Source organism: Synechococcus sp. CS-1329 (assembly GCF_025128055.1).
In the GTDB taxonomy this organism is placed as follows: Bacteria; Cyanobacteriota; Cyanobacteriia; order PCC-6307; family Cyanobiaceae; genus Regnicoccus_A.
Genome location: NZ_JAHLYS010000040.1, coordinates 95,420 through 108,042, shown reverse-complemented (window position 1 = coordinate 108,042; position 12,623 = coordinate 95,420). Strand labels below are relative to the sequence as shown.

Genomic DNA, 12,623 nt, shown 5'->3' with positions numbered 1-12,623 from the left:
GGCTGCCAGGGACGGAAGGTCTTGGGCTTCTGCATGCCCCATTCTCTCGCCCAGATCCATTGCAGTCACAAGGATCTGGGCAGATTCATGGGCGTCTGTGGAGAAGGTCGGCAGTGATCTACGCGCAACAGCCTCCTAGCGCTCGCTATCACCTTCCTGCTGAGAGCTTCTGGTTCGGGATCTCGTTGGGCTTCGGGAAATTGAAGGTGGCGGGTCAGGTGCATGGCTGTGTTAGCCAGGCATCTACACCGCGAACATCGCCTGAAGAGCACCCAGCAGCTCATTCAGGGTGGTCTCCGACAGACTCCCCAATCGCTTGACGAGACGGTCTCTGTCTACAGCTCTCAGCTGATCAGCCACAACATGGCCGTCCTTGCCATCAAACCTGCAACGCACTCGAAATGGGTATGGATGGCCGCCAGTTGTGAGCGGCGCAACAATGAAAGTGCGAAGGTGAGCATTCAGCTCGTTCGGTGACACTACGGCACAAGGCCTCGTCTTCCTGATTTCAGATCCTCGCGTGGGATTTAACGCGACAAGGAAGATATCGCCTCTTGAGACGTGTTCTTCAGTCACCAGGACCACTCTTCGTCATCAAACCGGGTGGCGCTCATTTCATCGAGAAGTCCCTCTGGCTCCAAAGACGATGCCGCCTCTGCCCAGCCAGCCCTCGGATGAGCGGATGGCCTGATGGTCAGAACCCCTGGAGCCGCTTCGATCTCGACTTCGTCAGCCAGCCCCGCAACCTCAAGCAGTGGCTTGGCGAGGCGGATCCCTCTCGAGTTGCCGATTTTGACCAGCTTCGCTCGCACCACGACCACACCCTGCACACGTGCTCACATTGTAGCCACGGTGGTGATTTCCGCGCATCCCCCTGCTCTGGCTAACGCTGACCCTGAGTGGCAGGCAAGCGGTGACTGGAGCAGCAGAGAGCTGCGGCGGCCTGACCACTCCAGGGGCTTGTTCGGAGTGCCCCCATTCTCTCTGATCTGGCGAATGCCCAGGACTTGCAACAAGTCTGTAAGGAACTTAAGCCTGCATGGCTCTTGGCTTGCCCTCGCGTCTACGTTTTTGTTGATCTTCAAGAACAAGGATGAGAGCTCATGAACGTTCTCTGGTTTCTGCTGGTGGGGGTCATTGCCGGTTGGCTCGCTGGTGTCCTGGTCAAAGGCGGTGGCTTCGGCCTGATCGGTGATCTGGTTGTCGGCATCATCGGGGCCCTGATCGGTGGCCTGCTCTTCAGCGGTCTGGGTGGTGCCGTCGGAGGGGGTGTGCTGGGGAGCATCGTGGTGGCCACGCTCGGCGCCGTGATCCTTCTGGTGGTGCTGCGGGTGATCAGGCGCGCCTGAAGGGCGAGGCCCCATAAAAAACCTGGGGCTGGATGGCCCCAGGGGTTGAGCATGCTGATGGCTCAGTTGCAGTCGCTCCGCTTGGTGTAGGTGATCGACTGATAACGGCCGTCGGTGGTGCGAATCGTCACGCAGTTGTTCGTGGAGGGCTGCTCCCAGTAGGTGAAGGAACTGTCGGCCAGCTTGGTGCCACCGCGGTAGGTGTAGCCCTTCGATGTCAGGGTTCCTTCGGCCTGCCCTCCCCTGGCGCCCACCAGCGATTGCAGATCGGACACCGGAGCTCCTTCACGGGCAGGCTCCGTGGTGGTGACCGGCTTGCCTGAGATCAGGCCGCCGATCAGGGCACCCACCGCCGCACCCAGCAGGGAGCCGGCGTCAGCCTTCTGGGGTGCATCGTCGAAGCGGACATCAGGATTCTGGACCTGGTCGAGACGCACCGAGAGCCTGCGGGCTTCGCCATCGTTCCAGCTGAAGACCTCATGATCCGCCTGAGCCTTGTGCTTCACGTTGCGGACACCGGCGTAGGTCTGCACGCTAAGGGCCTGCACGCCTGGGCCGGAGAAGATGAAATCCGTGCCATCATCAAGCTTGACGACGTAGGCATCGGTGTTGCCTGCCTTTTTGTGCTTGAAGGTGCAGTGCCCATTGAAGGCTTCGTAGCCACCGCTCATCAGCTTGCAACGGCCCTGGGCCCTGACCAGCACTTCGGCCATGGCCGCTGGGGCGAAGGGGGCGGAAAGCCCCGCCAGAAGAAGGCCCGCGCCGAGGGCTGCGGAGGTTTGACGAAGGCTGCGAATCATCAGGGAAGTAGGGAATCGGAACTCGGCTCGGATCGCCTCACTGGGCCAGCCTTATACTTTACTTAGCACACCATTCCGGGCTCGTTCATTCCGATCCCCCCCACCCATCTCACCGTCTGACAGCGATCGCGCACCTGATCAACCCGTACAGCGTGAGCGCGCCCAGCAGCGGCCAGATCAGCAGCAGATCGACCCGGATGTTGGCCTCGGGCGTTTGCAGCTGCACCAGCGCTTCCCAGGCGGCATACAACCCCCAGCCCGCGGAGGACCACAGCAGAGGCTGGGCCGATCGCCTGCTGATGGCCCCGGAGAAGCGCAGCAGGGACCAGCCAGCCAGCAGGACCAGAGCCACGATCAGACTGTGTCCGGGTTGTCCGACCAGAAGTTCAGCGAGGAGGGCCACCGTTCACGACCGAGGGCTCCCACAGGAGCGTGAGAGTTTCCTTACCTAGAACAGAATGCCGCCACAAGCGAGAAGGCACTGCTGCAGCTGCCCATCCTTGACCAGGAACGAGCTGATGAACGGTGCCTTGGAGGCCCGGCTGGTCATGGCACTGCGCCAAGCCGGGCGGCTCACGGTGTCCCTCGTCGCTACAGATCAGGAACAGATCGTCGGCCATGTGGCCTTCTCGCCGGTCACCACGGCGGCGGGACCTACCGGCGTTGGTCTGGCTCCACTGGCCGTGCCATCAACCTACCGCTGCCAGGGTATTGGCGCCCAGCTGGGGCGAGCAGGGCTGGACGTTGCCAGCCAAATGAGGCACACCTGGGCTGTAATGCTGGGGGAGCCCGGCTACCACGAGGGTGCGCAGGCCGATCTCGGCGGCTTCCCGCTTGGTGCGGGCGCCGCTGACCTGCATCGAATCGTGCATCAGCTGGTCGTCGATGACGATGTTCGTGCGCATGGCCGGCCTCCCTGATGTGTAGAGCGTAGGCATGTCATCCGCATCTTGATTGCTCGCGCTGGCGGCCAGCTTGCGCGCCAGCGCAAGGGCCCGCTCAGCAGGCATGAAACGGGGCTTTTGGACGGGACGGCCGGGAGCGGCCGTAGTGCTGGGTGATGCGCTTCTCCAACCCGATCGCATGGGCAGCTGCAAAGGCCAGGGCTGGAATCCGGCCAGGGCAAGCAAGCGCAGGAGCAATCCCTTATTCACCATCCCCCAGGAAGATCAGCGAATCCCGGTTCACCCACAGCACCCGGCCGCTCTGGCCGGGGTAGCCCACCCGGCACCAGGTGCCCTGGCTGTTTGAGGTGCACGCCAGCTTGTCGAGCGTTTCCCCCGACACCCCCATCCCCGCGATCGCGGCGCCGTAGTTGGGCTTGGCGTAGAGGGTCACCGTGGGCTGACCATGGCCGCTGAGTTTCACCTTGCTGTGGGCCTGGTGATCCACGGCCGCTGCGGGCCGACTCTTGACGTTGGAGACGGCGATTCGGTTGCCATCGCCGTTCTGCTCGCTGAGCGTGAAGCTGTGGTGGCCGCTCATCAGCCAGAGGCGGCCCTGCTCATCACGCATGCGGCGGTTGTCGGTGGTGGGTGGACCGGCCGGCACGAAGCGATAGATGGCACTGCCGCTGAAGCTGATCTCAAATCCCCCGTTGCCCCAGGGCTTCACCTGACAGGTCTGCTTGCTGTCGTTCATCCAGCAGTCCAGCGCCTGGGCGGCCGTGGCAGGACGCACCAGGGAGCCCCCGGCGATGACACTCGCGCTGACAGCAGCGATGGCGAGGAAGCGGCGGTGGAGCATGCGGGAGCAAAGGGAAGCCAATCGATTATCCAGGTGGGTGTAGCAATCCCCCCGCCACCATCACGCCATGACACACCCGGACATCACGGCACTGGAGGCCCTCAGCCGCGACTACAGCGAGACGCCCCGGCGGGTGCTGTTTGTGCTGGGTTCCGGGAAGAGCCCAGCGGTGGAGGTGTTTGAGGCTGCAGCGCAGCAGCGCTCCACCAGCATCGATCCCCAGCACCTGGCGGAGATGGCCGCCGGCAGGCGCCGCTCACTGACGCTCTGCACCCCGATGCAGATGGTGCCTGAGATCGTGCGCTCGCTTGCCCACAGCAATGTGGCCGTGTACCAGGTGCAGCTGCTGGAGGAGTGAGCCCAGACTCACTCCATCGTGCGCACGGGGGTGGTGCACCAGCGGCTGCGTCCGATGCCGGCAGCACTCTGGAAGCGATCGTCGCGGAAGTCCGCTCGGCCGGTTCTGGGCTCAATGCGGGCCACTCGCCAGAGCTCCTGCTCGCAGTTGATCGTGACGGTGATGCGGGTGCCGTCGGAGGCGTTGATGCGCACGAAGCGCACACCGTCGTAGAGGCCCAGGGGCTGGCCGCCCGCTGCCTGAAGCAGCACCGCGAGGTTGCTGCCGGCCGGGGCTGCCCATGCGGCAGCCGGGTGGGTGACAAGGCAGCCGGCGATGGCCGTGAGCACCAGTGGGAGCCGGGAGAACAGGCTGGTCATCGGGAAGAGGCGCGGCGACTCGGAACACCAGCTCCCAGCATGACAATCTATCTGGGGGCAAATCCGTCTGGAGAAAAGGCCCACGATGCGCAACTGTCTCCACCTGCTGCTGGCCGCCTCCCTGGTGCCGCTGCTGCTGCCGCTGCCGGCACCAGCAGCGGAGGTCTGCACCCCATCAGAAAGCACCGTGGCCGAAACCCGCTGCGTGATGGAAGCCCTCCAAGCCAAGGATCGGGAGCTGGAGAAGGCCCTGGTGCGAGTGGCCAGCGAGGCCAGGCAAATGCCCAGCGAAACCTTCCAGTCGCTCTGGCGCGACAACCTCACCGGCTCCTACAAGACGAGTGCCGACCCAAACGAGCAAGCGCGTGCTTTCCGAGCCGAACGCCGCAAGGTGTGCGCCTACGCCAAGTCGGTGAGTTTCCAGGGGACGGGCTACGGAATCGTCACGACGCGCTGTGAGCTGACGCTCACCCAGACCCTGCTGGAGCAGCTGCGGCCATGAAACGCCCGCTCATCCGCCTCGCGCTGCTGCTGCTCACCGGCGCGGTGGTCTGCGCCGTGGCCTACCGACTGATCGGGGTGCGGGTAGAGGCCGATGGCACGCTCAGTGAAGCTTTCGCCCTGATTCCAATCGGCTATTTCCTGGGCGGAGCCGGTATTGGGACCGGGATCGCCGGCCTGTTGTGGAGGAAGCCAGCCAAGCGCCGGTAAGGATCAGTACCGAGCCACTTCCGAACGCTCCAGATCAGAAGCGGGCAAATCATGCCTAGGGGCACCAGGCACGCTCTGCATGCCCGTCTTCTGAATCTGGATGTTAGATGCCATCTTCAAGGCGCGATTACTCGAGAAATCCGGTAAAGCAAGTCGCTATACGCTCCGTAGTAAATCTGGTTTGGAATTATAGGGAATAAATGAGCCACAGGAGCCGAAAGAAGCCTTCCTGCATCCATTCCTTGAGGTAAGACAGCATTATGCGGCAGGCCGAGATGCGGCCTTGCTGAGGCCAAGAAGCTATTGATACATTTCTTGGATCTATGTGCGACGCGATTGCGGATCACTTGTGCATACCCCAATAGTGCTCGGTCTGCTTGTGATACAGAAGAGAACGGTACGCCATTCTGAAAGTGACGATTCGCGTCTCTCACAACCCTGCTCCAACTTGGCCATGCGTGGTAATGCTGACTAGGGTTGAACTGGGGATTTCCCGTCAAGAGGCGTGCCGCATCAAGCAGAGACGATCTACGGGGTACTACTAGTGTTGGCCTAGTGCCGTTCGGCGATGCTGCGCCAATTAGGTATTTAAGATAGGCTAGATCCACAAGCTCTTCCCAGCTCCCAATAAGTGTCATAAACGAATATGACACAATTCTCTCCGCTTGCTTTCTTCTCAGTGCTTGCGTCGTGTTCCGGTAGGAAATGGTTAGATATGGGCGCATTGCAGTTACAAGGTTGTCAGAAGACAGCCTGACCGCATCAAAACTATTTCTTGCTGTTTGTATCTTTGGTGGTCTGCCTGCCATTTGTGTGCCTTGGATCCAGCGACTAGAGTTTACTGAGAGGGTTTCTGTTCTATGAGCATCTAACGCTGATTAGGCGGGTCCGGTAACCCCCTCCTTGGTGGCGCCCTAACCAGACTAAGCATCTGACGTCCTCCTCGCAACGGCTAAGAAGCCATGCCAGCACTGCTTTCTGAGTTCGAGCCTTCCAGGCTTCGGCAGTTTATGCGGACCCGTTAACCATCTGTTCGATTGGCTACAGAAGATCTGCAGGGCTGCTCACCCCCAGCGGTCCCCTGTTCAGGACATGGGTGTAGATCATCGTGGTCTTGACATCACTGTGCCCAAGCAGTTCCTGAATCGTTCGGATGTCCTGCCCCCGCTCCAGCAGATGGGTGGCGAAGGAGTGGCGGAAGGTGTGGCAGGTGGCTGGCTTGGTCAGGCCAGCTGCCAGCACGGCGCGGCGCACCGCCTTCTGAATCAGGCTGGGGTCGAGATGGTGTCTGCCCTGTTGTCCGGAGGAGACGTCGCGCCACCGCTGATGTTGGGGAAACACCCACTGCCAGCCCCACTCCACGGCAGCATTCGGATACTTTCGGCCCAGTGCATGGGGCAAGATCACCCTGCCCCACCCTTGGGCCAGATCCTGCCGATGGACCTGTCTCACCGCTTCAAGATGCCCTCTGAGCTGGGGTCCAAGCCGCTCTGGCAGCAGGGTGCGGCGATCCTTGCCGCCTTTGCCATCCCGCACCATCAGCTCGTGTCGGCCGAAGTCGAGGTCGTGCACCCGCAAGCGCAGGGCTTCGATCAGCCGCAGCCCGCTGCCGTACAGCAGGCCAGCCACCAGCGCCTCCACGCCATTCAGTCTTTGCAGCACGGCGCGCACCTCCTCCGGCGTCAGCACCACGGGTAGCCGTGGGCGCTTGCGGGCCCGCACCACCCCCTCCAGCTCCAGATCGCGATCCAGCAGTTCGCGGTAGAGAAAGAGAAGCGCTGCCAGCGCCTGGTTCTGGGTCGAGGCGCTCACCTGTCGCTCCACGGCCAGATGGCTGAGAAAGGCATTCACCTCGGCGCTGCCCATCTCCCTGGGGTGGCGCAGCTGGTGAAACCGCAGAAAGCGCCTGAGCCATTGTTCGTAGGTGTTCACCGTGCGGCGGGCGTAGTGCCGCACCTGCAGTTCCTCCCGGTAGCGCTGGATCAGCCCTGGTGGGCGTGGGGCGGGCTCCATGACGTTGGGTGCTGCTTCTGCTTCAGCATTCCCCAGCCGGAGGCCGCTTTCTACGCTGCCCATGGTTCTTGCCGGCTCACCCTTTGACCCCTTGCCTGCCCGACGGCCCCCAGGCCCGCCCGGAGGTGGAGAGCCTGCAGGCTTACAGCGCCCCGCTGGAGGGCCGCCGCGGCCTGCTGCGGCTCGATTTCAACGAGAACACAGTGGGGCCCAGCCCGAAGGTGGTGGAGGCGATCCGCGCCATCCCGGCCGATCACTACGCCATCTATCCCGAATACGACGGCCTGCGCGAGGCAGTGGTGGCATCTCTGGGAGGCAGCGGCCTGAGCCCGGCCCACATCGGCCTGTTCAACGGCGTTGATGCCGCCCTGCATGCGGTGTTCCACGCCTACGGCGCCCTGGGCGATCGGCTGCTCACCACCAGCCCCACCTTCGGCTATTACAGCCCCTGCGCCCGCATGCAGGGCATGGCGATCGAGGCGCTGCCCTACCGGGGGGCCGAGTTCGCGTTCCCGCTGGAGCAGATCCGCGCGGCGCTGCTCGGTCCCGGTGGGGCCGGAGAACCCAGCGGAAACTGGCAGCCGCCGCGGATCCTGCTGCTCTGCAACCCCAACAACCCCACCGGCACCCGTCTGGCGCCGGAGCTGATCCTGGAGCTGGCGGCTGCCGCGCCCCGCACCCTGGTGGTGGTGGATGAGCTCTACGAAGCCTTCACCGGCGACAGCGTGCTGCCACCACTGCTGAACCTGGGGGCTGCCGATTCCTTTGCGGCGCATCCCAACCTGCTGGTGCTGCGCTCCTTGGCCAAAACTGCTGGCCTGGCGGGCCTGCGCATCGGCTTTGCCATCGGCGCGCCGGCCCTGGTGGACCGCATCAGCCGCGTCACTGGTCCCTACGACATCAACAGCTTTGCCGTTACGGCTGCCCGCGCTGCCCTGGCGGATCAGGCCTACGTGGATGGCTATGTGGCCGAAGTGCTGCGGGCCCGCGAGTGGTTGCTGGAGCAACTCCAGGCCGCTGGCATCCGCCATCACGCCGCCGGTGGCAACTACCTGCTGCTCTGGCCCTCCCGGCCGGCGGCCGAGGTGGATGCTGAGCTGCGCCGTGCTGGCATCCTGGTGCGCTCCATGGCCGGCAAGCCCCTGATCGATGGGGCCCTGCGGGTGAGCCTGGGCAGCCGCCAGCAGATGGCGCGCTTCTGGGTGGCCTACCAGGCCATTGAGGCCAAGGGGATCAGCGCATCACCTTGATCTGGGGCCCATCGCTGAGGGGTGCACTGAAGCTGACCGTGCGGCCCACCCGTTGCACCGGGGTGCCGCTCATCGCTTCGAGGAAGGGCTCGATGCTGCCCTGGTCGCAGCCGTTGGGGATGCTGCCACTCACGTATTGCACCGGAATCACCCGCCGGGGTTCGAGTGCGCGCACCACGGCCGCGGCCTCAGCGCCGTCGTAGACCTTGGCGCCACCGCCCACGCCGATGATCAGCACATCGGGTTTGCCGATCAGCACCCGGTCTTCGGGGCGCAGGGCCGCCGCTGTTCCGCCCAGGTGGGCGAATTCCAGGCCGCCCTGCTTCCAGCGCCAGAGGGTGGCCTGACCGAAGCGCCGACCGCCGATGCGGTCGTGGGGGATGGCGGCCCCCTCCAGCTTCAGGCCCGCCATCCGGTAGGAGCCGGGGGTCACCAGCATCGGGCCGGAGGCCACCGGGGCGCCCTCATCGAGAAGCCGGCTGCTGGCCAGGATCACATCAGCGCGCACCCGTGGCTCGGCCAGGCCAGCGGCGCAACCCACGGCTTTGAAGGGGTTCAACAGCACGGTGGCACCGCCGCCCTGGATCAGCAGGGCGCTGTGGCCATAGCTGGTGATCGTGACGGCCCCGGCTGCCAGCCCGGCCCCGGGCAGTCCCAGGCTGACGCCAGCCACCAGGGCCGCCACGCCCAGGGCCTTGGTGCGGCGATGAAGGGGTCTGCTGACAATGCTGGAGGGGCCGTCGTGCGCTTGCCTTGATGCGGAGACCATGCCTGCTGGTGCGCCCCGCAGGCGCCGATCGTGGCGCGAACCTAGCAGCGTTGCCCCAGGGGCTTTCAGGCGGGGGTTCCGGTGAGCGCTCTGGCGCCGCCGGCTTGGTGCCGGGCCGCCTGGCGCAGGAAGTTGGCCAGCAGTTGGTGGCCGTTCTGGGTAAGCACGCTCTCCGGGTGGAACTGGACGCCTTCGATCGGGAAGTGGCGGTGGCGCAGACCCATGATCGTGCCGTCCTCCAGCCAGGCGCTGATCTCCAGGCAGGAGGGCAGGCTGTCGCGCTCGGCGATCAGGCTGTGGTAACGGGTGGCCGTGAGTGGGCTGGGCAGACCGGCGAACACCCCAGCGCCTCCGTGCAGCACCGGGGAGGTCTTGCCGTGCATCAGCTCAGCGGCTCGCACCACCCGGCCACCGAACACCTGCGCCAGGCACTGGTGCCCCAGGCACACCCCCAGGATCGGCACGGTCGGCCCCAGCTCCCGCATCACCTCCAGGCAGACCCCGGCCTGGTCGGGGTCACCAGGACCTGGTGAGATCAGGATCGCCGCCGGCTGCAGGGCTCTGATCTGCTCCACGTTCAGGGCGTCGTTGCGCTCCACCCGCAGCTCAGCGGCGATCGGGTGCTCCGCCGCCAGCTCCCCGAGGTATTGCACCAGGTTGAAGGTGAAGCTGTCGTAATTGTCGAGAACCAGGAGCATCAGGCCAGCCGCCAGGCCCCCATTCAAACGCCCAGGCGCAGCAGCAGGGGCGGCAGCAGCAGCAGTGCCGCGATCAGCAGTGAGGCCAGGGCGGCCACCAGCACGGCGGCGGCGGCGCAGTCCTTGGCGATGCGGGCCAGGGGATGGAAGCGGCGGCCGATGGCCAGATCCACCACCGACTCGATCGCGGTGTTGATCAGCTCCAGCACCAGCACGGCCGCCACGGTGAGCACCAGCAGGGCCAGATGCTCAGGGCTCAGCTGCAGCCATAGCGCCAGGGCGAAGACGCCGCCGCCGGTGATCGCATGGATGCGGAAGTTGCGCTGGCTGAGGAAGCCATAGGCCAGGCCCTGGGCGGCATAGCGAAAACTCAGGGGCAGGTCACCAGCCACCTGCCAGGCCCCGCTGCGTTGGCCCCGCCCCCGGCGTGGGGAGTCGCTGCTCATGGGATCGGCCAGCGCGAGGGGCACCGGTTTGAGGGGGACCGGGTTGACCATGCTGCCTCCTGCTGGCGTTCCGCTGCTGCGTGCATCCGGGCTGAACGTTACCGCTGCCGTCCAGGGGGCTCGCTGCCGTCGCTACAGGGTCCGCTCTCCAGCAACTGATCCTGGCGGCGCAGCATGGCCTCCAGGCGGGCGTCGTTGGGGTGGTCCCAGCCCAGCAGGTGCAGCAGGCCGTGGCTGGCCAGCCACCGCAGCTCCCGCGCCAGGCTCACGCCCGCCACGTCGGCCTGACGGGCCGCTGTGTCCAGGGAAATGACGATGTCGCCCAGCTCCAGCGGTTCCCCCTGCTTGGGCAACTCCTGATCAGCGGCCTGCTCCGGGGGCTTCGGCATCGCCGGAGCCCCCTCCAGCCCCTCGTCCTGGGCGGCGAAGGCCAGCACATCGGTGGGCCCCTGCTGGCTCCGCCAGCTTGCGTTGAGCTCGGCCATCTCCCCGTCGCCCACCAGGCTCAGCCCGAGGCTGTAGGCGGGCGCCCGCAGGGCCAGGGGCAACTCGGGCTGCAGCTGCTCCAGCCAGCCCGCCAGCAGATCGCTCCACGGCCCTTCGGCGTTGGCGGGGTCGGCCAGGGGGGCAGCCGCCTCCCGCAGCAATTCGCTCAGCTCCTCATCGCAGCTGAAGGCCAGGTCGAGGTCGGGTGGAGCGGCCGTCACTGGGGCAGGCTAGGCCGGCCGAACCAGGCCAGCAGAAAGAGAACGGTGCTGAAGCCCACGGCGGTGAGCCCGAAATGCAGCAGGCTCTGGCGGCCCTTGCGCACCATGTTGCGCATGGCCAGCTTCACGAAGCTGGGCGGCGGGCTGGCCGCAACCTCAGGGGCCGGGGCTGGGCTGGGCTCCAGGGGGGTCGTGCTGTCAGTCATGGGGAATTCGGCGGGGCTCAGGTGTCCCCATCGGTGGCGATCTCCACACCCTGGCGCAGCAGGGCCTGGATGAAGGGGTCGAGGTCGCCGTCCATCACGCCCTGCACATCGGTGGTCTCTACGGCGGTGCGCAGATCCTTGACCATCTGATATGGGTGGAACACGTAGTTGCGGATCTGGTTGCCCCAGGCCGCTTCCACGATGTCGCCGCGGATGTCGGCGATCTCCGAGGCCCGCTGCTCCTGGGCGATCACCAGCAGCTTGGCCATCAGCAGCGCCATCGCCTTCTCCTTGTTCTGGAGCTGGGAGCGCTCCTGGGTGCAGCGCACCGCCAGGCCGGTGGGCACGTGCAGGATGCGCACCGCCGTCTCCACCTTGTTGACGTTCTGGCCGCCGGCCCCGCCTGAGCGGGAGGTGGTGACCTCCAGGTCCTTGTCGGGGATGTCGAGCTTGACGTCCTCATCGAGCATCGGCATCACCTCCACCCCCGCGAAGCTGGTCTGGCGCTTGTCGTTGGCGTTGAACGGCGAGATCCGCACCAGCCGGTGGGTGCCCTTCTCGTTGCGCAGGTAGCCGTAGGCATAGCGGCCGTCGATCTCGATCGTGCAGCTCTTGATGCCCGCCTCCTCCCCTTCCGAGAGCTCATTGACCGACACCTTCATGCCGTGGTCCTCGGCCCAGCGGGTGTACATGCGCATCAGCATCAGCGCCCAGTCCTGGGCGTCGGTGCCACCGGCGCCGGCATTGATCGAGATCACGGCGCCTTCCTTGTCGTAGACGCCGCTCAGCAGCCGCTCCAGCTCCCAGCGATCGAGCGCGGCCTTGAGCGTCTGCAGGCCGCCGTTGGCTTCGCCCAGCAGCTCCTCATCCGCTTCGAGGTCGTAGAGCTCAAGGGTGGCGCGGCCATCGTCCACAGCGCTGCGCCACTGCTGCAGTTGCTCCAGCTGGGCCTTCACCTCATCGAGCTGGCGCATCTGTTTGCGGGCCTGCTGCTGGTCGTCCCAGAAGTCGGGCTGGGAGGCCAGCTGCTCCAGGTCCTGCTGGCGGGCATTCAGAGCCGGTACGTCAAAGACAGTCCTGGGCATGGCCCAGGCGGTCGGTGAGCTCGGAGAGGTCGCGTTTGAAATCGGTGAGATCGAGCACCGGCTGCCGCCCAACGGTTTTCACGACCGTATCAGCGGGGCTGAGCCCCTGAGGGGCTTCTAGGATCC

General features: G+C 65.2%; 19 protein-coding genes and 1 pseudogene. 6 read left to right on the top strand and 14 right to left on the bottom strand.

Annotation, left to right across the window (positions count from 1 at the left end; genetic code table 11):
- Positions 1–243: 243 nt before the first annotated feature.
- On the bottom strand, positions 244–576 hold the full coding sequence (locus KQ304_RS10705) for a type II toxin-antitoxin system PemK/MazF family toxin (RefSeq protein ID WP_259737066.1): 333 nt from the start codon (positions 574–576) through the stop codon (positions 244–246).
- Positions 573–821, bottom strand: a complete 249-nt coding sequence (locus tag KQ304_RS10700; protein WP_259737065.1) for an AbrB/MazE/SpoVT family DNA-binding domain-containing protein — start codon at positions 819–821, stop codon at positions 573–575. The genes KQ304_RS10705 and KQ304_RS10700 overlap by 4 nt, the downstream gene beginning before the upstream one ends.
- Positions 822–1,103: 282 nt before the next feature.
- Here KQ304_RS10700 and KQ304_RS10695 point away from each other — a divergent pair, with 282 nt between their 5' ends.
- Positions 1,104–1,349: a GlsB/YeaQ/YmgE family stress response membrane protein gene (locus KQ304_RS10695; protein WP_185465399.1), complete on the top strand. Its 246-nt coding sequence runs from the start codon at positions 1,104–1,106 to the stop codon at positions 1,347–1,349.
- A 62-nt stretch (positions 1,350–1,411) separates the two neighbouring features.
- On the opposite strand, the gene KQ304_RS10690 is transcribed toward KQ304_RS10695, so the two are convergent.
- Both KQ304_RS10690 and KQ304_RS10685 read right to left on the bottom strand, forming a co-directional pair.
- Positions 1,412–2,149, bottom strand: coding sequence for a hypothetical protein (locus KQ304_RS10690; protein WP_259737064.1), 738 nt, complete (start codon positions 2,147–2,149; stop codon positions 1,412–1,414).
- 109 nt (positions 2,150–2,258) lie between these two features.
- Positions 2,259–2,552 (bottom strand): hypothetical protein, encoded by a 294-nt coding sequence (locus KQ304_RS10685; protein WP_259737063.1) that lies wholly within the window; start codon positions 2,550–2,552, stop codon positions 2,259–2,261.
- 55 nt (positions 2,553–2,607) lie between these two features.
- On the opposite strand from KQ304_RS10685, the pseudogene KQ304_RS10680 reads away from it, so the two are divergent.
- Positions 2,608–2,895 (top strand): annotated as a pseudogene (locus KQ304_RS10680) (GNAT family N-acetyltransferase); the annotation flags it as partial.
- Here KQ304_RS10680 and KQ304_RS10675 read toward each other — a convergent pair.
- Positions 2,839–3,009, bottom strand: a complete 171-nt coding sequence (locus KQ304_RS10675; protein WP_259737075.1) for a type II toxin-antitoxin system VapB family antitoxin — start codon at positions 3,007–3,009, stop codon at positions 2,839–2,841. The pseudogene KQ304_RS10680 and the gene KQ304_RS10675 sit on opposite strands and share 57 nt — an antisense overlap.
- 286 nt (positions 3,010–3,295) lie before the next feature.
- On the bottom strand, positions 3,296–3,895 hold the full coding sequence (locus KQ304_RS10670) for a hypothetical protein (RefSeq protein WP_259737062.1): 600 nt from the start codon (positions 3,893–3,895) through the stop codon (positions 3,296–3,298).
- Positions 3,896–3,962: 67 nt separating this feature from the next.
- Between KQ304_RS10670 and KQ304_RS10665 the strand changes: the two genes are divergently transcribed.
- Positions 3,963–4,253, top strand: coding sequence for a hypothetical protein (locus tag KQ304_RS10665; RefSeq protein ID WP_259737061.1), 291 nt, complete (start codon positions 3,963–3,965; stop codon positions 4,251–4,253).
- An 8-nt stretch (positions 4,254–4,261) separates the two neighbouring features.
- On the opposite strand, the gene KQ304_RS10660 is transcribed toward KQ304_RS10665, so the two are convergent.
- Positions 4,262–4,612 (bottom strand): hypothetical protein, encoded by a 351-nt coding sequence (locus KQ304_RS10660; RefSeq protein WP_197210785.1) that lies wholly within the window; start codon positions 4,610–4,612, stop codon positions 4,262–4,264.
- Between the two features lie 85 nt (positions 4,613–4,697).
- Between KQ304_RS10660 and KQ304_RS10655 the strand changes: the two genes are divergently transcribed.
- Complete coding sequence (locus KQ304_RS10655; RefSeq protein ID WP_259737060.1) at positions 4,698–5,114, top strand: lysozyme inhibitor LprI family protein; 417 nt, start codon at positions 4,698–4,700, stop codon at positions 5,112–5,114.
- Positions 5,111–5,323 carry a DUF3955 domain-containing protein gene (locus KQ304_RS10650; protein ID WP_259737059.1) on the top strand — a complete coding sequence of 71 codons (213 nt, stop codon included), beginning with the start codon at positions 5,111–5,113 and terminating at the stop codon, positions 5,321–5,323. Before KQ304_RS10655 ends, KQ304_RS10650 begins: the two co-directional genes overlap by 4 nt.
- Positions 5,324–6,364: 1,041 nt before the next feature.
- Here the strand turns inward: KQ304_RS10650 and KQ304_RS10645 are convergent.
- Complete coding sequence (locus KQ304_RS10645) at positions 6,365–7,336, bottom strand: integron integrase (protein WP_259737058.1); 972 nt, start codon at positions 7,334–7,336, stop codon at positions 6,365–6,367.
- Positions 7,337–7,419: 83 nt separating this feature from the next.
- Here KQ304_RS10645 and KQ304_RS10640 point away from each other — a divergent pair, with 83 nt between their 5' ends.
- The gene (locus tag KQ304_RS10640) at positions 7,420–8,586 is read left to right on the top strand and encodes a histidinol-phosphate transaminase (protein WP_259737057.1); all 1,167 of its coding nucleotides are present in this window, start codon (positions 7,420–7,422) and stop codon (positions 8,584–8,586) included.
- Here the strand turns inward: KQ304_RS10640 and KQ304_RS10635 are convergent.
- The 6 genes from KQ304_RS10635 to prfB form a co-directional block, all read right to left on the bottom strand.
- Complete coding sequence (locus KQ304_RS10635) at positions 8,570–9,355, bottom strand: MBL fold metallo-hydrolase (RefSeq protein ID WP_259737056.1); 786 nt, start codon at positions 9,353–9,355, stop codon at positions 8,570–8,572. The genes KQ304_RS10640 and KQ304_RS10635 overlap by 17 nt on opposite strands.
- 65 nt (positions 9,356–9,420) lie before the next feature.
- Positions 9,421–10,053, bottom strand: a complete 633-nt coding sequence (locus KQ304_RS10630; RefSeq protein WP_259737055.1) for an aminodeoxychorismate/anthranilate synthase component II — start codon at positions 10,051–10,053, stop codon at positions 9,421–9,423.
- Between the two features lie 23 nt (positions 10,054–10,076).
- The gene (locus tag KQ304_RS10625) at positions 10,077–10,499 is read right to left on the bottom strand and encodes a diacylglycerol kinase family protein (RefSeq protein ID WP_259737074.1); all 423 of its coding nucleotides are present in this window, start codon (positions 10,497–10,499) and stop codon (positions 10,077–10,079) included.
- Between the two features lie 98 nt (positions 10,500–10,597).
- Positions 10,598–11,206, bottom strand: coding sequence for an rRNA maturation RNase YbeY (gene ybeY, locus KQ304_RS10620; RefSeq protein ID WP_259737054.1), 609 nt, complete (start codon positions 11,204–11,206; stop codon positions 10,598–10,600).
- A complete protein-coding gene (locus KQ304_RS10615; RefSeq protein WP_259737053.1) occupies positions 11,203–11,412 on the bottom strand; it encodes a DUF3285 domain-containing protein in 210 nt (69 codons plus the stop codon). The genes ybeY and KQ304_RS10615 overlap by 4 nt, the downstream gene beginning before the upstream one ends.
- A 17-nt stretch (positions 11,413–11,429) precedes the next feature.
- Positions 11,430–12,555 (bottom strand): peptide chain release factor 2 gene (gene prfB / locus KQ304_RS10610; protein WP_259737073.1). Its coding sequence is split into 2 segments (ribosomal slippage): positions 11,430–12,479 and positions 12,481–12,555, totalling 1,125 coding nucleotides; the frame shifts between segments, so codons are not numbered across the junction.
- Positions 12,556–12,623: the final 68 nt, after the last annotated feature.

What these genes read in the sequence shown, in the direction of transcription:
- KQ304_RS10615 (WP_259737053.1), bottom strand. Translation starts at nt 11,412, where the DNA reads ATGACTGACAGCACGACCCCCCTGGAGCCCAGCCCAGCCCCGGCCCCT.
- KQ304_RS10675 (WP_259737075.1), bottom strand. Translation starts at nt 3,009, where the DNA reads ATGCAGGTCAGCGGCGCCCGCACCAAGCGGGAAGCCGCCGAGATCGGC.
- KQ304_RS10625 (WP_259737074.1), bottom strand. Translation starts at nt 10,499, where the DNA reads ATGAGCAGCGACTCCCCACGCCGGGGGCGGGGCCAACGCAGCGGGGCC.
- KQ304_RS10655 (WP_259737060.1), top strand. Translation starts at nt 4,698, where the DNA reads ATGCGCAACTGTCTCCACCTGCTGCTGGCCGCCTCCCTGGTGCCGCTG.
- KQ304_RS10690 (WP_259737064.1), bottom strand. Translation starts at nt 2,149, where the DNA reads ATGATTCGCAGCCTTCGTCAAACCTCCGCAGCCCTCGGCGCGGGCCTT.
- KQ304_RS10650 (WP_259737059.1), top strand. Translation starts at nt 5,111, where the DNA reads ATGAAACGCCCGCTCATCCGCCTCGCGCTGCTGCTGCTCACCGGCGCG.
- KQ304_RS10635 (WP_259737056.1), bottom strand. Translation starts at nt 9,355, where the DNA reads ATGGTCTCCGCATCAAGGCAAGCGCACGACGGCCCCTCCAGCATTGTC.
- KQ304_RS10665 (WP_259737061.1), top strand. Translation starts at nt 3,963, where the DNA reads ATGACACACCCGGACATCACGGCACTGGAGGCCCTCAGCCGCGACTAC.
- KQ304_RS10695 (WP_185465399.1), top strand. Translation starts at nt 1,104, where the DNA reads ATGAACGTTCTCTGGTTTCTGCTGGTGGGGGTCATTGCCGGTTGGCTC.
- KQ304_RS10645 (WP_259737058.1), bottom strand. Translation starts at nt 7,336, where the DNA reads ATGGAGCCCGCCCCACGCCCACCAGGGCTGATCCAGCGCTACCGGGAG.
- KQ304_RS10660 (WP_197210785.1), bottom strand. Translation starts at nt 4,612, where the DNA reads ATGACCAGCCTGTTCTCCCGGCTCCCACTGGTGCTCACGGCCATCGCC.
- KQ304_RS10630 (WP_259737055.1), bottom strand. Translation starts at nt 10,053, where the DNA reads ATGCTCCTGGTTCTCGACAATTACGACAGCTTCACCTTCAACCTGGTG.
- KQ304_RS10670 (WP_259737062.1), bottom strand. Translation starts at nt 3,895, where the DNA reads ATGCTCCACCGCCGCTTCCTCGCCATCGCTGCTGTCAGCGCGAGTGTC.